This window comes from [Pantoea] beijingensis, from assembly GCF_022647505.1.
GTDB lineage: Bacteria > Pseudomonadota > Gammaproteobacteria > Enterobacterales > Enterobacteriaceae > Erwinia > Erwinia beijingensis.
Window position 1 is genome coordinate 2,999,817 of sequence record NZ_CP071409.1, and the last position, 18,555, is coordinate 3,018,371.

23 protein-coding genes are annotated in these 18,555 nt (G+C 48.1%); 13 read left to right on the forward strand and 10 right to left on the reverse strand.

All coding sequences use genetic code 11. From position 1 onward, the window contains the following. Positions 1-17: 17 nt before the first annotated feature. From J1C60_RS13640 to J1C60_RS13650, 3 genes are read left to right on the forward strand one after another with little or no spacing between them, the layout of a single operon-like run. Positions 18-2,048 carry a protein-disulfide reductase DsbD family protein gene (locus J1C60_RS13640; RefSeq protein WP_128179257.1) on the forward strand — a complete coding sequence of 677 codons (2,031 nt, stop codon included), beginning with the start codon at positions 18-20 and terminating at the stop codon, positions 2,046-2,048. Continuing rightward, a complete protein-coding gene (locus tag J1C60_RS13645; RefSeq protein ID WP_128179256.1) occupies positions 2,045-2,761 on the forward strand; it encodes a DsbA family protein in 717 nt (238 codons plus the stop codon). The genes J1C60_RS13640 and J1C60_RS13645 overlap by 4 nt, the downstream gene beginning before the upstream one ends. After that, positions 2,758-3,264, forward strand: a complete 507-nt coding sequence (locus J1C60_RS13650; protein WP_128179255.1) for a protein disulfide oxidoreductase — start codon at positions 2,758-2,760, stop codon at positions 3,262-3,264. Before J1C60_RS13645 ends, J1C60_RS13650 begins: the two co-directional genes overlap by 4 nt. Before the next feature lie 43 nt (positions 3,265-3,307). On the opposite strand, the gene J1C60_RS13655 is transcribed toward J1C60_RS13650, so the two are convergent. Further along, positions 3,308-3,601, reverse strand: coding sequence for an I78 family peptidase inhibitor (locus J1C60_RS13655; RefSeq protein WP_128179254.1), 294 nt, complete (start codon positions 3,599-3,601; stop codon positions 3,308-3,310). 403 nt (positions 3,602-4,004) lie between these two features. Between J1C60_RS13655 and J1C60_RS13660 the strand changes: the two genes are divergently transcribed. Then, the gene (locus J1C60_RS13660; RefSeq protein ID WP_128179253.1) at positions 4,005-4,658 is read left to right on the forward strand and encodes a CPBP family intramembrane glutamic endopeptidase; all 654 of its coding nucleotides are present in this window, start codon (positions 4,005-4,007) and stop codon (positions 4,656-4,658) included. Positions 4,659-4,731: 73 nt separating this feature from the next. Here the strand turns inward: J1C60_RS13660 and J1C60_RS13665 are convergent, their stop codons facing one another. Then, positions 4,732-4,923 carry a hypothetical protein gene (locus J1C60_RS13665; RefSeq protein WP_128179432.1) on the reverse strand — a complete coding sequence of 64 codons (192 nt, stop codon included), beginning with the start codon at positions 4,921-4,923 and terminating at the stop codon, positions 4,732-4,734. Between the two features lie 107 nt (positions 4,924-5,030). After that, positions 5,031-5,381, reverse strand: coding sequence for a CopM family metallochaperone (gene copM, locus J1C60_RS13670; protein WP_128179252.1), 351 nt, complete (start codon positions 5,379-5,381; stop codon positions 5,031-5,033). Positions 5,382-5,927: 546 nt separating this feature from the next. Here copM and J1C60_RS13675 point away from each other — a divergent pair. From J1C60_RS13675 to J1C60_RS13690, 4 genes are all read left to right on the forward strand, one after another. After that, positions 5,928-6,167 carry a hypothetical protein gene (locus J1C60_RS13675; protein ID WP_128179251.1) on the forward strand — a complete coding sequence of 80 codons (240 nt, stop codon included), beginning with the start codon at positions 5,928-5,930 and terminating at the stop codon, positions 6,165-6,167. Between the two features lie 170 nt (positions 6,168-6,337). Beyond that, the gene (locus J1C60_RS13680; protein WP_164877319.1) at positions 6,338-6,508 is read left to right on the forward strand and encodes a hypothetical protein; all 171 of its coding nucleotides are present in this window, start codon (positions 6,338-6,340) and stop codon (positions 6,506-6,508) included. Between the two features lie 189 nt (positions 6,509-6,697). Continuing rightward, positions 6,698-6,934 (forward strand): hypothetical protein, encoded by a 237-nt coding sequence (locus tag J1C60_RS13685; protein ID WP_128179250.1) that lies wholly within the window; start codon positions 6,698-6,700, stop codon positions 6,932-6,934. A 234-nt stretch (positions 6,935-7,168) separates the two neighbouring features. Beyond that, on the forward strand, positions 7,169-7,489 hold the full coding sequence (locus J1C60_RS13690; protein ID WP_229655754.1) for a hypothetical protein: 321 nt from the start codon (positions 7,169-7,171) through the stop codon (positions 7,487-7,489). Between the two features lie 40 nt (positions 7,490-7,529). Here the strand turns inward: J1C60_RS13690 and J1C60_RS13695 are convergent, their stop codons facing one another. The 6 genes from J1C60_RS13695 to J1C60_RS13720 form a co-directional block, all read right to left on the reverse strand. Then, positions 7,530-8,462 (reverse strand): LysR substrate-binding domain-containing protein, encoded by a 933-nt coding sequence (locus J1C60_RS13695; protein WP_128179430.1) that lies wholly within the window; start codon positions 8,460-8,462, stop codon positions 7,530-7,532. A 79-nt stretch (positions 8,463-8,541) separates the two neighbouring features. Continuing rightward, positions 8,542-9,441 (reverse strand): alpha/beta fold hydrolase, encoded by a 900-nt coding sequence (locus J1C60_RS13700; RefSeq protein ID WP_229655835.1) that lies wholly within the window; start codon positions 9,439-9,441, stop codon positions 8,542-8,544. Between the two features lie 28 nt (positions 9,442-9,469). Continuing rightward, positions 9,470-10,084: a 3-isopropylmalate dehydratase small subunit gene (gene leuD, locus J1C60_RS13705; protein WP_128179248.1), complete on the reverse strand. Its 615-nt coding sequence runs from the start codon at positions 10,082-10,084 to the stop codon at positions 9,470-9,472. Next, positions 10,071-11,507 carry a 3-isopropylmalate dehydratase large subunit gene (gene leuC / locus J1C60_RS13710; RefSeq protein WP_128179247.1) on the reverse strand — a complete coding sequence of 479 codons (1,437 nt, stop codon included), beginning with the start codon at positions 11,505-11,507 and terminating at the stop codon, positions 10,071-10,073. The genes leuD and leuC overlap by 14 nt, the downstream gene beginning before the upstream one ends. Before the next feature lie 344 nt (positions 11,508-11,851). Beyond that, positions 11,852-12,190 carry an anti-adapter protein IraP gene (gene iraP / locus J1C60_RS13715; RefSeq protein ID WP_128179246.1) on the reverse strand — a complete coding sequence of 113 codons (339 nt, stop codon included), beginning with the start codon at positions 12,188-12,190 and terminating at the stop codon, positions 11,852-11,854. 185 nt (positions 12,191-12,375) lie between these two features. Continuing rightward, a complete protein-coding gene (locus tag J1C60_RS13720; protein WP_164877318.1) occupies positions 12,376-13,368 on the reverse strand; it encodes an acyltransferase family protein in 993 nt (330 codons plus the stop codon). A gap of 334 nt (positions 13,369-13,702) precedes the next feature. On the opposite strand from J1C60_RS13720, the gene J1C60_RS13725 reads away from it, so the two are divergent. Together J1C60_RS13725 and J1C60_RS13730 are read left to right on the forward strand one after the other, a co-directional pair. Beyond that, complete coding sequence (locus J1C60_RS13725; RefSeq protein WP_220485618.1) at positions 13,703-13,864, forward strand: YnfU family zinc-binding protein; 162 nt, start codon at positions 13,703-13,705, stop codon at positions 13,862-13,864. Positions 13,865-13,964: 100 nt separating this feature from the next. Continuing rightward, on the forward strand, positions 13,965-14,165 hold the full coding sequence (locus tag J1C60_RS13730; protein WP_128179244.1) for a hypothetical protein: 201 nt from the start codon (positions 13,965-13,967) through the stop codon (positions 14,163-14,165). 145 nt (positions 14,166-14,310) lie between these two features. Here the strand turns inward: J1C60_RS13730 and J1C60_RS13735 are convergent, their stop codons facing one another. Then, entirely contained in the window at positions 14,311-14,622 is a 312-nt protein-coding gene (locus tag J1C60_RS13735) for a DUF2623 family protein (RefSeq protein WP_128179243.1), read from the reverse strand. 227 nt (positions 14,623-14,849) lie between these two features. Here J1C60_RS13735 and J1C60_RS13740 point away from each other — a divergent pair, with 227 nt between their 5' ends. The 3 genes from J1C60_RS13740 to J1C60_RS13750 all read left to right on the forward strand — a co-directional run bounded on the left by J1C60_RS13740 (position 14,850) and on the right by J1C60_RS13750 (position 18,474). After that, the gene (locus tag J1C60_RS13740; RefSeq protein ID WP_128179242.1) at positions 14,850-16,502 is read left to right on the forward strand and encodes an ATP-binding protein; all 1,653 of its coding nucleotides are present in this window, start codon (positions 14,850-14,852) and stop codon (positions 16,500-16,502) included. Beyond that, positions 16,495-17,196, forward strand: a complete 702-nt coding sequence (locus J1C60_RS13745; RefSeq protein ID WP_128179241.1) for a response regulator — start codon at positions 16,495-16,497, stop codon at positions 17,194-17,196. Before J1C60_RS13740 ends, J1C60_RS13745 begins: the two co-directional genes overlap by 8 nt. A 189-nt stretch (positions 17,197-17,385) precedes the next feature. Further along, positions 17,386-18,474: an ABC transporter substrate-binding protein gene (locus tag J1C60_RS13750; RefSeq protein WP_128179240.1), complete on the forward strand. Its 1,089-nt coding sequence runs from the start codon at positions 17,386-17,388 to the stop codon at positions 18,472-18,474. The last annotated feature ends 81 nt before the right edge of the window (positions 18,475-18,555 follow it).

The following is an 18,555-nucleotide window of genomic DNA, read 5'->3' on the forward strand; positions in this document are numbered from 1 at the left end:
CATTAACGGAGAAAAAAATGTTTATGCTTATCAGGAGCTTTGTCCTCCTGCTGCTTTTCTGGCTGCCTGTTGTTCAGGCCGCAGATAGCGGCTGGTTGCAAAACCCACAAAATAATCACGCGAAGGTTCGTTTACGCGCCGACACGTCCCATACCGACCAAACGCGTGTACTGCTGGATGTCGAACTGCAAAAAGGTTGGAAAACCTACTGGCGGTCGCCTGGCGAAGGCGGAATTGCGCCAGAAATCCAGTGGCAAGGAAACCTGCCGCCCGCCAAATGGTTCTGGCCAACGCCACAGCGCTTTGACGTTTCAGGGAGCTCCACACAGGGATATCACGATCGCGTCTCTTTACCTATTACGCTGCCAGCACAGTCACTAAGCCAGCTTGCCGGGACGTTGACGCTCTCAACGTGCAGCAATGTCTGTATCCTGACAGATTATCCGTTCAGTCTTGATTTGAGCCAGCCCAAAGAGGCACAGTTCGAACATGATTTTGCGCAGGCGATAGGACAGGTTCCTATTAGCAGCGGATTAACCGATAGCCTTCAGGCCGGATACCATCAGGGCGAACTGCAGATCCATGCCGAGCGCAATGCCGGCTGGAAAACACCTGAGCTCTTTTTTGACGCGCTCTCCGGGGCCAGCCTGGGTAAACCAGCTGTCACAATTCACGGGACACAATTAGAAGTTCGCGTGCCTGTGACTGACGAATGGGGCGAAGCTGCACCGGACCTGCGTAATAAAGCGCTGTCTCTGGTGATAACCGATGGCGGACTGGCGCAGCAGAGTACGCTGACAGTCGGTGCGCCTCTGCCTTTCAGCGCTTCAGCCCCTCCGCTCTGGCAGGTCGTACTGATGGCGGTGCTCGGCGGATTTATTCTTAACCTCATGCCCTGTGTGCTTCCGGTATTAGGTATGAAACTCAGCACGATTGTCACGGTAGAACAGCGCAATCGCCGTCAGGTTCGCCTGCAATTTCTTGCCTCAACATTCGGGATCATCGTCTCGTTTATGGCACTCGCGCTATTTATGACAGTATTGCGTCTCAGCAATCATGCGCTTGGCTGGGGAATTCAATTTCAGAGCCCATGGTTTATCAGCTTCATGGTCGTTGTTACGCTGCTGTTTAGCGCCAATCTGTTCGGTTTATTCTATTTGCGGTTACCCTCCTCGCTGAACACCCGGCTGGCAACCCATGAAGGCAAGGGTCTCAGTGGTCATTTCTGGCAAGGTGCATTTGCCACACTATTGGCTACGCCGTGTTCTGCACCTTTTCTGGGTACCGCGGTAGCCTTTGCACTCGCAGCCTCACTGCCTATGCTGTGGGCCATTTTTATTGCACTGGGTATCGGAATGAGTCTGCCCTGGTTGTTGATAGCCGCCAGGCCGTCGCTGGCGCTACGATTACCGCGTCCGGGCCGCTGGATGAATGCTCTGCGTATCGTGCTGGGCCTGCTTATGCTGGCATCCTGTTTCTGGCTGCTAAGCCTGCTAACCCACCATATTGGTACGATAAAAACCCTGATAGTTGCGGCGGCAATACTCTTGCTGTTGCTGTTGGCCATGGTGAAAAGATGTGGCGCCAAAACGGCGTCGTTAGTTACAGCGGTATCTCTGCTCGTCGCAGGTGCGCTGTTTTTTCTTCATTCGCTGACTAACAGTCTGTGGCACCCGTCACTGCAGGATAATATTCCGTGGCAACCGCTTTCTGAACATGCGATCCAACAGGCGCTGGCTGAGAATAAACGCGTGTTTGTTGACGTCACTGCCGACTGGTGTGTGACCTGTAAAGCAAACAAACTCAACGTCCTGATGCGTGATGATGTACAAAAAGCCCTACGGGCAGACGACGTGGTCGCACTGCGCGGTGACTGGAGTCGCCCATCCCCGGAGATCACCACCTTCTTGCAGCGTCGCGGGAGTGTGGCCGTGCCATTTAATCAAATCTACGGGCCTGGCACCCCCAATGGCACAGCACTTTCCCCCTTACTCAACCGCGAAACCTTATTAAAAACACTGAATGAAGCCAAAGGAATTGAGAAATGAAAAAACTAATGCTCACGTTATTGTTTGTTGCGACGCCGTTATGGGCGGCTCCTTTCACGCCAGCCCAGGAGACGCGGATAAAAGAGCTTATCCGCGAAACGCTGGTTCAAAACCCGGATATTTTGGCGCAGGCAGCCGATGCCTATAATCAGCAGGCAGAGGCGCAGCAGAAGGATGTTGTCAGTCAGGTAGTTGAAAAAAATAAGCAGTCGCTCTTTGACGATCCGGGCTCACCGCGTATCGGTGCGAAAGAGGCCAGGCTGACGCTGGTATCCTTTACCGATTACAACTGTCCATACTGTAAGCAATTTGATCCGCTAATGGAAAAGCTGGTTAAGGCACATCCTGATGTCGCAGTTATTATCAAGCCGTTACCGTATCGTTCTGAAAGCTCGCTGACTTCTGCACGCGCAGCGCTAACGCTTTGGGAGCAGAATCCCAAACAGTGGCCAGCTCTGCATCAGCGCTTAATGGCGAAGAAAGGATATCACGACGACGCCAGTATTCAGGCTGCCGAAGCAAAAGTTGGCGTTACGCTAAAAGAGCCGAGTAAACAGAGCCTTGATACTGTGAACACGAATCTTAAACTCGCACAGCAGTTAGGGATTCAGGGCACGCCAGCCACGCTGATCGGTTCGACGCTGCTCCCGGGCGCCGTGCCTTACGAACAGTTAGAAGAGATGGTGACTCAACAGCTTGCGACATTAAAATGAGTAAGCTCAAACGCTGGGGGCGGGATATATTGATACTGGCGTTCGTCATGGGAGGCGCCATGTTTGTGATGGATCGCTTTCGGGCACCGCAGGCGCCGCTCGCCTTCGCCAGTCAACCGCTGCATACCCTTGATGGTACGGATGTCACTCTGGACGCATTAAGTGCAGAGAAACCCCTGCTGGTCTATTTTTGGGCCAGTTGGTGTAGCGTATGCCGGGTGACAACCCCCACCGTCGCGAGGATCGCGCAGCAAGGCGGCAACGTTATTAGCGTGGCGCTACGTTCGGGCGATGATGAAAAAGTGCAGCGCTATCTGCAGGCCAGGCAGTTCCCGTTAACAACCGTCAATGATGAAAAAGGCCAGCTTTCTGCCAACTGGCAGATTGGCGTAACACCAACGTTGGTCGTGATTAACAAAGGCAAAGTGGTGAGCACCACCACGGGTTGGACCAGTGGCTGGGGCATGAAGCTACGGTTGTGGTGGGCAGCACGTACTGCATAATACAAGGGGCGGAAACGCCCCTTTCACCTGCCGACGACTGACGTTAGCCGCAATAAACCCGGCTAATATTTCCAGCACGATCGCCCATGAAATTCACGCGTTTCATGTTGAAATCCATCGTGACAACAGAATCGTGCGGGATCGCACGCATGGGTACGGCAAAGCGCACACTGTCCAGTGAGGACAATGGCTTACCGACATAGCCCTGATAGTGTGAAGCACCACACATATCATCGTTACTCTCCACAGCCTGTGCCGCAGAATCCTGTCGAGCGGTACTGCAGGCAGCCAGCGTGAAAAGCGCCGCTACCGTCAATACTTTCCCATAAAATTTCACGTATCCACTCCTCGTTGACGTGTTTTAACACTTATTTCCCTTAAAGATTAACAGATTGCATAATCGAATGAGAATCGTTTTTGTGCTTAACCGTCAGACGTTAAATCCGGAAGCAAAAGTGGCACGCATCGCTCAAAAATCGCTCACCAGAGGGGTACAATAGTAAGACTAATCTTAGGAGGTGCGATGGAACTCGTCATTTTTGTTGGTTTCGCGGTAGTGATGACCCTGGTTGCCGTCAGAGTACGTTAAGCCACCGAAATCAACGCAGATCTGATCTGTTATTTATCATCTATTACCCGGCGTCTGTTACGGCGGAATACGCGTGGGTTGCCGTATCACACTCGACAGCATCTTACGTGATTGATAAGATTTTGCTCCCCTCCTCTATTGCGAGCCGAGCATGAACGCTCAAACTGACAGAGTAACCATGACGCTATTTTATGCAGGGACATTTGCTCTGTATTATCTGGTCACTTTTCTGATTACCCTGTTTCCCAACTTCAGCGCGTTACGCGCCGATGGATTACTGGTTCCGGTGATTTGCCTGTTTGAATTCGCCGTACTTTTTCCGTTATATCGCTTTTATCAGACACGCCGCGACGATATCCCTCTCGGGAAGCTGCAACTAAAAAATGCTCTGCTATTTATCGCTGCGCTGATATTACTGATGCTGCTGCAAACACAGTTATTACAGCCCGAAAAATGGCTGGAGGATCAGTCCCGGCAACAGTTTTCCGCCGTGATTATTATGGTTTTTTCAGCTGTAATACTGGCACCGATATTTGAAGAGATTTTGTTTCGTGGTTTTTTATTGCAGGGATTTTTACTTTGGGCACCAAACAGCCGCCTTGCTTGTATAACGCTAACTTCGATTCTGTTCGCCGTGATGCATACGCAGTATGTCCACTGGCAAACGATCATCATGCTAATTCTATTTTCTCTCCTGCTTTGCTATGCGCGGATAAAATCAAACAGTATGAAACTGCCAATCCTGTTGCACATGCTCAATAACCTGGTGGCAATGCTGCCCGCGCTGTATGCCGCCCTGAATTGACAGCCATTCAGCACCAGAAGTCTGCCGGAATGCCAGCATATCGGGCAGAGAGACAGCACTCTGCCCGACAAGTTTATAAAATGGCTGAACCGGAAGCGCTTTTATGTTTATCGGCTTCAAAATGCTCTTTAAACTGTTCGTAAATGGAGATCATATTTGACGCATCCCCTTGTAGTGGGCTGAGCTTCCCCGCACGGACCAGTTCAATAACTAACTGAAGTGCTGCCTGTTTTGGGCTACTGGATGGATGTGCAATTTCGGTCATGGTCGTCATAAAGCTCCCGGAATTAAAGTGAAAAACTAACCTTACCAAGTTTAACGGAAGCCGGTTATCTTTTTCAAAAGAGATGCTTAGCGCCCTCCCAATCCCGTTCACTTTTTATGCTGTTTCAACCAGTTTTGCATTTGCTCAATTTCAGGCTGCTGCGCCACAATGATCTGCTGTGCCAGCTTGCGCATTTCAGGATCCTTGCCATGCTGCAATTCCGTTTTCGCCATATCAATGGCCCCCTGATGGTGGGCTGTCATCCCTTGCGCAAAAGCGACATCAGGATCGTCGGCAATCATGCCCTGCATCATATCGTGATGCATTTTATCCATACCTTTCTGGTAGCTCTGCTGCGCTTCACTACTTTCACCGTGTGACATTTCCATCTTATCTGCGGCCAATGAACTTAATGGCAACAGGCATGCCGTCAGTAATAAAACGTTCATTTTTCTCATTCGCGAGCCCTCATGTGTTGAGAATTTAACCTTATGGGATGTAGGGTAAACCTTCCCCCTACGGTAAGGTCAACCCGCGAACTCACATGCCGCGTAGAAAAACGCTCACGCAAAGCAGGCTTCTCGAATATGCATGTTGTGATGTGCGTACGGCATAACGATTTCACGCCAGCGTGAAGACGTTCACCACGTTCCGTTCAGACAATCGATAACGTTCGATTTTCCACAAACGCGCCATACAGATACAAAAAATCTGAATTGCACGATCCTCCATTGATTTGATTCCAGGAAGTTCTAGAATAGTCTTATTACAGGCAAAGCGATTCCAGCGATGCCAATTTGGCTTAGCTGTAGACAGGTGAAGCGCGCTGAATAGCCACCTTTACCGACGATTAAGTTAAATTTTTTGCAAAAGAATGGCGAAAACCAGATACATACGTGATATTTTTTTTGCCAGTGCCCAATAATGAAACAACTTTAAAACAAAGGTTACACTTTAAATCGCCGCCATTCGGTGATTCTCGCAGCAAAACAGGATGGACTATAATGAAAAGCCTTCAGATTTCTAAGGTTGCCTTAGCCCGTGCGCTTTGTGCATCGGTAGCCATTATCCTCTCTCAGACGGCAACGGCTGAGACCGTGACTATTTCGCTCTCACAGGAGCAGGATGGCGGTCCCCAGGGACGAGCCTGCATCTACGTTTATCAGGGTAAAGCCGAATTTCGCATGATAAAAGCGGATGAATCATGTGAGCCGCAAATTACCGTTGATGTTAAAAAGACTTAACGTCATGAGTCTCGTTAGATCCGGTAAAATTGAGTAAAAATAGAAAGAAAAAACGACATTAGCTCAATCCGACAATCCTTAACCCACCTCACTCAACTACACTCAGCGTTGAGAAAAGGAAAAGTACCACTAAACGTCCGCCAAGAGAGACCGTGGTTAAAGGAGCCCCTATGTTGATTGGATTTGTACTATTAGTCAGCGCATGTGGTCACGATGCCTGTGATGCCTTACCGGTATCCGAGCGCATTTATCCCTCAATAGAAGCATGTCAGCAGATGGCTGACCGCATTCATCAGCGGCGTCCGAACGCTGTTTTATTCTGTGGTGAAGTCCACAGGTAAATGAAAGGGACTTAAACGCCCATTTAATACCATCGGTTTTCTCCACGAATCACAGAAAATGTTATCGGCACGGTTATCGTCCCGTGCCATCAACATGAAGATTAATCTGCCCTGCTGCTTGAAAGCATGCTGAATGCAGGCCAAAATATAATCTGTTTCTATCCCATTCCACCCGCATATGTCACGTTGATGAAAACACAAAAGCCGCGTCGGCCAACGGGCCGATGGATATATTATATTCTGTATGAAGGTATTCTGTGGCCCTGCCCCGTTCGCTGGGAGTGGGAAAACGGCTTCGGCGGCTGGCTGCCTTTTTATTACTCTCCTACTTTTGAATTCGTCGCAGGCGATCCACGTAAAGCCTATCGCGTGCCTAAAAGCGGCCTCAAAACACACCGCCACGATACGCTTCTGACGACAATGTGATCGCCTGTCGCCTTTCGCTCGGATATGGTTACCCTTCAGCACGCCTGTTGGACTCAACAGAGAAAAATAAGTACCTGATTCAGAATAAATTCCCCCATCTCACCAGCCAAAACGCAAATATCGGTCTGCGGCTCAACAGCAAAATAAACTTTGCTTAAATTTTTCTACGAACGCTGAAGCAGCCTGGATAAAACGCTACAATGCCAGTTTGTGGCTCAGAGAAGGAATCTCCTGGTGATATCAACATTTACCATACGGCTATCAAAACACGCCAGTGAAGCCTTATTACCCGATCTCAAAGCACTGGTGCCTGCGGAATCTATTCAATTTTTCTCAAATGAACTTGATGAGGAGTGGCATCACACTCTGCTGTGTCAGAATGGCGATCAAAATTGTTCTCTGACCGTTTCGGCAATTGTGCTATGGCGTCTGATGGGGAGAATTACAGTGATTAACTTTACCTCTCCTGCATTAACACAGGATGCTTCAACTGCCACGACGCTGGAACTCTTTGCGCTGTTAAAATACGCTGGCGCCGTGCTCTATATCTCATAGTGTTAAAATGCCGCCGGAAAGAAGGTCATGATCCCTGCAGCTAAAGATGTCGCGGTGGGTTAACCTGGAAATAATTAACTAAAAAATCGATACAAACTTTCAAACGCGCCGATCCCGAAGGGCGCGTTGCATATACTGCCCAAATATTGGCGTTTTGATACCAGTCGGGAAGGATATGGACTAACTCCCCGCTATCGAGATGTTTTTGTACATCCCACATTGAGCGCAGAGCGATCCCATGTCCTTTTAACGCCCAGTTGAGCACCACTCCGCCGCTATTTGAGGATAGCTGATTATTAACATGCACCTGTGTTATATCCGTACCATCGGTTAACGACCAGAGCGCGAACGGCGTATTGCGCTCCTGAATAATAAGGCACCGATGCATTTTTAAATCATTGAGAGTTTCCGGTACGCCAGCACTTTTCAAATAGTCCGCAGAGGCACAAAGTATCCGACGATTTTCAAACAATAATTTCGCAATATAGAGATCTTTAATATCATCACCAATGCGAATTTCAATATCGATGCCTTCTTCAACCAGGTCGACCTCCTGATCGGATAACATCAGCTTAATCTGTAATTCCGGGTATAGACTTGCCAGCTCGGAGATCGCATCCGATATATGCGTCAATCCAAAACCAAATGAACAACTAACATTCACTACACCAGTGACGGATTCACGCCACGCCGCCAAATCAGAAACAAAAGCATCCATACTTGCAATGACGTTCATGGCACCCACAAGCGCTCTTTCACCTTCAGCCGTTAACCGCATCGTGCGGTTATTTCTGAAAAAGAGTCGGGTTTCCAGACGCTTTTCGAGAATGCCAATCCTTTTACTGATATAAGAAGGCGAAAGACCTAGCTCAGCCGCCGCACGCGCAAACGTTGTACATCTGGCAATGGTTAAAAAAACATGGAGGTCCTCAATCAGCGGCCAATGTACGTTTTTCTTCTCTTGCGTGCCCATCACCCGCCCACTCCTTTACCCCTATTATCACCGCCAACCCCTATTATCAAGGATATCACGGCTCTCTATTGCGCTTATATCATGCCTGAAGAAAGGGCAACATCACTGCCAGCATTTGCTGCGGGATCTCTTCATGCGGGACATGACCGCAGGGAAGTGCCATTCCTTCTACATGACGCGCTTTTTCTTGCCAGGTCGCAATCACGTCATATAACTGGCCGACCGTCCCCTTTTCTCCCCACAACAGCTGTAGCGGGCAGTTGATTCGTTTTTCACTATCCTGAGCATCATCCTGTAAATCAATTGTTGCTGCTGCCCGGTAATCCTCACAGATAGCATGCAGCGTCTCCGGTTTACGGTAACACCTCAGATATTCAGCAAAAATAGCCGGTTCCGTTGCACCGGGGGTTTTTATCTGCCCATCAATATGCCGTTGGAGAAAAAAAGCCGGATCGTGACCAATCATTTTTTCCGGTAACGGCGCGGGTTGTATCAGAAAAAACCACCAAAAATAGCGCGTCGCAAAACGTTGATCGGTGAGGGCATACATAGTCGCTGTGGGAGCAATATCAATAAAGACACAGCGGTTAACGCTTTGCGGATAATCTAGCGCAAGGCGATGTCCCACCCGACCTCCGCGATCGTGCCCAACAAAGGAAAATGACGCATATCCCAATACATTCATCAGCGACACAATATCCTTCGCCATGACTTTTTTTGAATATTGTCGATGTTCGATATCGCCGGCAGGCTTATCGCTATCGCCATAGCCACGCAGATCAGGCATGATCACCGTAAAATATTTCGCCAGCGTGGGGGCTATCTTCCACCAGGTGACATGTGTCTGTGGATGCCCGTGCAATAAAACAAGCGGAGCCCCCTGCCCACCAATAGCAAAACGCATACGGATACCGCCCGGTAAATGGGCATCCTTAAGTTCAAAACCATCGATAAAGGGTGAGTTTCCGAGGGTTGTAATATCACCGTCCAACATACTTTGCCTCATCTTATTGTGCTTCACCTAGCCAGGGGCTGGTTGAAAAATGACGCGTTTCAAAGTCACGAATATCCTGCTGGAATTGCAGGGTATAGGCCACCGCGTCCAGCCCTTCCAACAGCATTTTTCTTTTTAATGCATCAATGCTAAAAGAAATTTCACCACTCTCAGTGACGATAAGGCGCTTTTCCAGGTCAATCGTAAGCCTGTTGCGTTGCGCATCAGTGGCGATATCTTCAAGCTGGCGCAGAGAAGATTCATCAAGCTCAATCGTGAGCAGACCGTTTCGTTGGCAGTTGTCATTAAAGATCCCAGCAAAGCTGCTGCCAATCAGCGCACGAATTCCCATCTGCTTTAATCCCCAAACCGCATGTTCCCGGCTTGAACCACAGCCAAAGTTAGGCCCGACCAGCATAAATGTCGCATTTTTCCAACCAGGCCGGTTCAGTACAAAGGTGTCGTTTGGCTGACCATCGGTGTGAAAGCGTAAATCATAAAAAACCCCTTTATCCAGCCCCTGGCGGTCGATCCCTTTCAGGAACTGCTTTGGCATGATGACATCGGTATCAATATTCGCCGCCAGCATCGGCGCAATCAAGCCACTAACGATGTTAAAAGGTTCCATTAACAATCCCCCCTTGTATAAATTGGCGTACATCGGCAAGAGAGCCGGTAATCGCAGCGGCGGCAACCATTGCGGGGCTCATCAAATGTGTTCTGGCACCGGCTCCCTGACGTCCGGCAAAGTTTCGGTTAGTACTGGAGGCGCAGCGATCGCCCAACGTCAGCACATCTTCATTCATCGCCAGGCACATTGAACACCCCGACTGGCGCCATTCAAATCCGGCATCAATAAAGATTTTTGCCAATCCCTCTTGCTCCGCCCTTTCACGTACCTGGGTCGATCCCGGGACAATGATTCCCCGTACCCGTTTGGCGATTTTTTTGCCTTTCAGGACCTTTGCCACTTCTCGTAGATCTTCGATACGGCCATTAGTACAGGAGCCAATAAAGGCATGGGTTATCTCAATATCAGTTAATAACGTTCCAGGTTTCAGATCCATATAGCGCAGCGCCGTGACCATCTCACGCCGTTTCGCAGGATTAGGCTCATCGGCCGGATCGGGTACACGGTCAGTGATATTACCGGCTTGATCCGGACTAATTCCCCACGTCACCTTCGGGACCATATCGGCGCAATCAAGCAGGATTTCTTTATCAAAGACGGCATCGTCGTCACTGCGTAATTGCTGCCATTGGGTGACAGCCTGGCCCCAGAGTTTTCCCTTCGGTACGCGGGGTGCATCGGCGATGTAGTGGAACACTTTCTCGTCCGGAGCCATAATGGCGCCTCTGGCCCCGGCTTCAACCGCCATATTGCAAATCGTCATACGACCTTCGACGCTCAATGCAGAGATTGTTTCCCCGGTAAATTCGATCGCATACCCCGTCGCTCCCGCAGCACCAATCCGCTCGATAAGCAGCATAATGATATCTTTAGCAACGGTAGCGACAGGGAGCGTTCCGCTTACGGTGACGCGCATCGTTTTCAGTTTTTTATAAACCAGCGTCTGCGTTGCCAGCATATGTTCGATTTCAGATGTGCCAATACCAAATCCCAGAGCGCCAAATGCACCATAGGTTGTAGTGTGGCTATCACCTGCAGCAATCACCATGCCAGGTATCACTAACCCCTGCTCGTGCGCAACCACATGTTCAATTCCCTGACGCTTATCCATTACATCGAACAATTCGATGCCAAAATCACGGCTGTTCTGTTCAAAGTAATTCACCTGGAGCTCACCTCCAGGATCGGTCATGGTCGGCGTTCTCTCAGGGCGCGTGGGATTAACGTGGTCAACATTTAACAGGATAGACGAGGGTTTCCAAACCTTCCGGCTGGCTTCCCTGAGGCCACTAAACGCCTGTGGACTGGTGTATTCATTAAGTATTGAGCGGTCAATATAAAGCAGCAGGCTTCCCTCATCATCTAACTGACGGACGACATGGGAATCAACAAGCTTATCGTAAAGCGTTTTAGCAGACATTGGGGACTCACCTTAGCTAAGCACGAATTCATGGAACAACATGATACGAGCATAGCAACGGCTATTTTATCGCGTAAGCAAAAGCGTGATGCACATCTGTAATTTATGTAAACACGAAGCGTGCATTATTTATGTTATTGATCTTGAAAATTTATTTTATAGCGCAGCAAAAAATCGGGGTTAGCGTGAATTTGCAACAGCAGTGACTTGCAGGAGAGATGCTGACGTGGACTGAAAAAAGCCCATTGTTCCTGTCCGCCAGAAGATATAGCGGATGAAATGAGATCGTGCCGATATGCAACGCCAACGTCGCCCCTTATGGCGGGGGAGATTTTATAAATCCGTTACAGGTTATCTTTATTAAGGGAATCGAGTGCGGTCAGGGCATTATGGTCAAGCTCCGCATCGGATTTTTCAATCAGGCTGGTTACTGCCAGCAAGTCCTGAAACTCAGACAGCAGTAGCTCGGCATCCGATTTAGCGACTTCATCCGTCGAATCAAGCACCGAATTAATCGCTTTATTAATACTTTCCACCATTCCCGTTACGCCGCCATTTTTGCCTACGGCCAAAACCAATGCACCGATCAGCAATGACTGGGCTTCAACCCGGGCAGTTAAGTGTTTCGCTTCCGCATCCATTTTGGATATCTTTGCGAGCATGCTAATTATCACATTTTTCATACTGCCCTCCATAATTACAGGCAGAAATTTTACGCCGTTTCTTGCTGCAAACAAATATTACTTCGCTGAATTTAAGCCGGATCGCAAAAAATCGCCTAACAGACGTTTCGACTCTGCGACAACCTTTACCAAACAAGAGTAAAATGATTCAACTCCACCGTTCACATGTAACCACAATGACAGAACTAGGCTAATTGACGGTTTTTCAGGATAAGCCGCTGAAAAGCCTGAAATAACATTGACGTCAATCTTGTTATAGCGGTCGAAGACAAAATCGCAGCCAGTATGATAGTGAGCGACAAAGCCAATAAGACGACCCCTGTGACACTCCAGTCATCGGCTGTCATATACGGCCAAAGCAGATATTTTACGATTAGCCCATGCAGCAAATACACATAGAGTGAATTGCTACCTATTTTATTCAAAAGATGCAGTTTAGATACCAACACGCCAAATGAAAATATCGCCAGAATAGACACCGGATAATAACAAAGACGTTGAATAACACCGTATTCATTCGAATAGCCAAAAGCTGAAAATGGTGCTACTCCATACAGCATAAGCCGGTCAAAAGGAAGATTCAGAAAAAAAATTCCGCCCAGAATTACAAGCGAAAAAATGCTTAAAGAAGGTTTCAACTGATAGTGTAAAAAAGTATCTTTATATCGACTTAATAATACGCCCAGCATATAAAATGGGAAGAAAACTACCGTTCTAAAAATACTAAAAACATAACCATCTATTTCAATCAATGAGATAGATGAAGACAATGCCAATAAAAGCAGGAGATTAAAACGTATTTTTAAAAACAATGGCGCAAATACTCGCCAAATAATCAAACTGAACAAAAACCATAAAATCCAGTTAGGTGACAATACCTTAAGATATCCGGATACCTCACCCAAAGCGATAAAATCGGAAGTTTCATAAATGATGCTAAAAACGATAAAAGGGACAACCAATGATTTTAGTAATGCACTATATCTAATTTCTTTATTCGGATGAGAGACGTACCCTGAAACCAACACAAAAGCAGGGATGTGAAAAAGGTAAATAAAATTATAAATACGGTTGAGCGCAGGCATCATATCCACAAGCGGCTCGATCAGATGACCAAATATCACCAGCAAGATCAAACCGCCTTTTATATTATCCAGCCTTGCATCTCTTACAGACATAAAAATTTCACTTTGCTGTGATAGACATCTTTTAAAAATAGCAAAAAATGAATATTCCGCATCGCACGAACGCATAACGCCGCCCACAGAGTAAGCTCGGAAGCTTATAATTAAGAACCAACCATTTATATTTTATCTATAAATCAATAAATTACATTGACGCATTCAACTCATCGGCACCCATTGCCCCAAGACTGGCTGGCAGGATTGTCAGCTGCGCGGGGATTAGCATTGGACGGGGGATAGTATCTCAACCCCACCAAACATCAGCATCTGAACAAAAAACAGACAACTGTGTTATGATGAGTTCCCTTCACCACCGAGGTAAAGCGCCATGTCATATTTCAGTGACGTTATGGGGCGGATAAAAAAAATTGAAACGAATGCGACGTGCCCCGTCTGTGAGAAAAAATCAAAACAGTCACTTTCTAAAGTGTCAAAAGAACAGACGATGATTTGCCCACACTGCAAATCAATGTTCGTCATACATTCTTAAAAATATAGCAATATACAGGCCGCCCACCGCAGGGCGGTTTTTTGTACCACTCTTTTTCTTTCGACTATGCTTGAATGACACAATGCGAGTGGAGAGAGAGATGCCAAATAAATTGTCCAACGATGGGCGCAAGCATGAAGGTAATGTACACGAAGGTGTACCTGAAACTTTGCAAGGCGTTAGCAACATAGATAAAGAAGATCGCCATCCAGCAAAAGATGCGCCGAAGGATCATGGCGAGATCCCCCGCAAAAACGATGATAGCGAGGATGATAAAAAAGACCCGTTCCAGGCCGACTAACTGTTCTCTATTCCTGATGAGCAATGGGAAATGGCAAAGCAGAGACAAATCGCGGCAGCCATTACCCCATTGCTGCAGTAACGTTGTTGCTGATGGTTTTATTACAAATCAAACATTACCTACATAAAGGTCGGTTATAACAGCGCTAAATGCTGACGACTGATGCTATCCGGGTACTTTGCTTGTAACCCACGCTGAAAAATTTTCTTGGCAAACGGCTGGCACCGTCCGAGAAAAACTCCTCCATGAGTTCACCATTTAACCCATATGCCCGGCAAAGTTGTCCTGCTGTAAAAGCAGCCTGATTTTCATCTCCCAAGCTTTCTGCCAGATGATGTGCAAAGCCAAGAATGAACCCACGCTTGTAATCTGGGCAAAATTTCGTCAACTCAGTTGCTGGCTTCGCTGCTTCAGCCGCTAATCCCGCCAGGAGTCCTTTACCGAAGTGATTGTGCATAGATACCTCCATCATTCGTTATATATAAAATTATATAACGAATAGTGGCATTCTGGACATACCTACAAAGTTCTACTCTCTGCTACTCCCTATCTTTTAATAACCGCACTGTACTGCCGCAGAGTTGTAGCCAGTTCACAACTCTGCGGCTGGCAGATTACGGCCCGCATTTTCACATGATAGGCTTATCGAATGTCTTTCCCCCTGTTTTCACCGCAGCAGGTCGTATGAAACGCAGATTGCCCTTCCAGGTGAAGCTGTTTTTATTTCTGGTTGTATTTTCCTGCCTGCTGCTCGCGCTGTTGGGTACTATCCTGTTCCATTTTATTGACCGACAATTACACCATGATCTCGGACAACGTGCGCGCGTTCAGGCCAGCGAGATCGCGTTAATGCCTCTCCTTGCAGAAAAAGTTTCGGCTCGGGATATCCCTGCAATTGCCCGGTTAATTCAGCCACTGCGGGATCAAAGCGATGCCAGTTATATCGTCATTGGTGATGTACAGGAGCAACACCTCTACCACTCAGAGTCGCCAGAAAGGCTTAATTTACCGATGATTGGCGGTGATAATGCCGAAGTGCTGCAGGGGAAAAGTATTATTTCGATGCGCCAGGGCGGCATCGGCGTTTCATTACGCAGTAAGGCACCGATATTTGATACCAATCATCATGTCATCGGTATTGTCTCCGTCGGTTATCTCACCTCCTATATTGCCAATATCAATGCCCGTCTTCTCTGGCAGGCCGGTTTATATGGCCTGGCGCTGCTGATTCTGTTGTTCATTTTTTCGTGGGTTTTTACCCGCAACGTTAAAAAGCAGATGCTTTGGCTGGAGCCAAAGGAGATCGCCTTGCTGGTGCTACAGCAAAAAGCGCTGCTTGAGGCGATGTATGAAGGGGTATTTGCCGTTAATGCTGATAAGCAGCTGATTTTAATTAACCGCGCAGCAAGGGAGTTACTGGATATTCGTCAGAGTGAAAGCGAACTTATCGGCAAACCATTGAAGACGGTTTTGCACACCCCGGCAGCATTCTTCGCCCACAGCGGAGTAAAAGATAATCGTCGCTCCCACGACCAAATCACCGTATTGAATCAGCGACAGGTGATCGTTAACCGTGTCGCTATCGAGCTGGAACCGGGGGCTGAAAGTGGCTGGGTATTTAGTTTTCGGGATAAAAACGACATGAATACTCTCAGTAGCCAACTAAGCCAGGTGAAACGCTATGCAGACAATTTGCGGATTATGCGCCACGAGCAGTTGAACTGGACCGCAACCCTGGTGGGTTTACTGCAAATGCAACGTTATGACGATGCAATGCGCTACATTCAGGCACAATCCGAAGGTGCCCAAAAAGTGCTGGATTTTGTCTCCGCCCACTTTACGTCCCCGACCCTGTGTGGGCTACTACTGGGGAAATATGTCAGCGCACGTGAAAAAGGCATCGAATTGATCTTCGATCCTGCCTGCCAGCTTACCCACATCCCGACGACGATCGGCGAAACTGAGCTGATGTCGGTAATAGGTAACTTACTGGATAACGCCGTGGATGCCACGTTAAATGCTCTGGCCCCCTCCCCTACGATAGAGCTCTATATTTCAGACAGAAATCAAGAACTGCTGATAGAAGTAGCCGATCGAGGCTGCGGCGTGGACGATGTAATGAAACCACATCTTTTCGAACAGGGCTTCACCAGTAAGCCATCAAGTGGCCACGAGATGACTGATTCGGAGCACGGCATCGGTCTTTATCTGGTAGCAGGATACGTTCACCAGGCTGGCGGCAGCATAGAAATCAGTAATAATGTGCCGCAAGGCACCATATTTTCTGTTTTCATTCCATTCCAGGGCGGTGTTTCGACAGGACATTACCATGAATAACAGTAAAGCTCTTGATGTCATCATTGTTGAAGATGAGCCACATCTTGCCGATTTACATCGTGAATTTATCGAGCAAAATTTTCATCTCCGCGTCGTTGGGATCGCCTCAACGCTGGAGCAGGCCCGAACGCTGATTCATCGGCATCAGCCGCGCTTGATACTGCTTGATAACTATTTACCGGATGGCCAGGGCGTAGAATTGATCGGAAGTTCCCTGCTGAAGAGCATCGAATGCTCGGTGATTTTCATCACCGCGGCCAGCGATATGCAAACCTGTAGCCATGCGATGCGCAGTGGTGCCTTTGACTACATCATTAAACCGGTATTTTTTCATCGTCTACGCGCATCGCTGGAACGCTTTATGCTGTTAGTGCAAACGCTACGTCAGGTAAAGGTCGTCGATCAAAATGCGTTGGATCGGCTGTTTAATCTGCCCGCAAGCGAAACGGCATCAATCCCCTCAGCAAAGGGGATCGAACCCAATACGCTGGAACGGGTTAAGCGTGTTTTTATCGCTGAACCTGACATCAACTGGTCGGTGGAACAGGTTGTGGAAGACGTCGGGATTAGCAAAACGACAGGCCGCCGCTATCTGGAATACTGCGTAGAAATCGGCTTTCTCAGCGTTGAGATGCAATACGGAAATATTGGCCACCCGCGGCGGCTGTATCGTAAAACATCCGATAAAGCTTGATACACCGCAGAAATAGTGACGCCAGTGGTCTGACCTTCACTCTCTTTTCGTGGTTTTTATGGTGTTAATTGCCTAAAAAATGCCAGCAATCACAATTCGGGAAGATAACAATCCTTCCGCTATTGCCTGAAAAGTCCGATACGTTATGTTGACCTTTAGTTCTTCGAATGTAACTAAAAGGTTAAAAAAATGTCGAACAAATTACCCATCTCTCTGATTACCGCGACCATACTCTTCTCTTCCTCTGCCATGTCGGCAGTCCCCCAGGGCTACCCGGCTGATTATCAAAAAGTTATTGATGCCGCGACTAAAGAAGGAAAAGTCGTGATCTACTCCACGACCGATACCAAAGCGGCGGGCCCACTGATCAAAGGGTTTGAAACCGCGTATCCAGGCATCAAAGTAGAATATAACGATATGAACAGTACTGAACTGTACAATCGTTATATCAGTGAACAGGCTTCTGGTGGTGGCAGCGGCGATGTGATCTGGAGTTCTTCAATGGATACCGCGTTGAAACTCGCAACCGATTACGCGCAGGAATACCCATCGCCAGAGCAAAGCCAATTGCCGAAATGGGCGATATGGAACAATAAAGCTTACGGCACGACTTATGAGCCCGTAGTTTTTATCTATAACAAACGTCTGATTCCGGCGGCAGACGTTCCCGATTCACATGCAGCACTGGCGAAGCTGATCGCCAGCCAGACCGACAAATTTAATAAAAAAGTCACCACCTACGATATCGAAAAATCCGGGCTGGGCTTTATGCTATCCGTGGAAGATTTCAAAGCCGATCCGAACTACTTCAATACGCTGGCCGACGTCGCGAAAGGCGGTTTAGCCGTGCAGTCCTCTACCGGGACCATGATGGAGCGCGTCTCTTCCGGGGAGAATCTCATCGGCTTTAATATCCTGGGTTCTTATGCCGAAGCGCGCGCCAAAACCGATCCTTCGCTGGGCATTTCCTATCCGAAAGATTATACCCTCGTGTTATCACGCGTCTCCTTCATCAGCCAGCAGTCACAAAACAGCAATGCGGCAAAACTGTGGCTGGATTATGTGCTGTCTGAACCGGGCCAAAATATTCTGGCCAGTCAGGCCGACATTCCCTCTATTCGCAACGATATCGAAGGTAAAAATGATATCGATGGGATGACGAAAATGTTAGGTAAAGCGCTGAAACCCATTCCGGTAGATGAAACGCTGCTGGAGTATCTGCAGCCGAAAAAACGTCTGGATTACCTCAAACAATGGCGCACCGCCGCTGCCAAGTAACGACAGGACCGAAGCGCGGCGCAATATGCCGCGCAGGTTTGTCGCTCGCCTGATTTCGCGATTCAGCGTAGTTAATCGAAG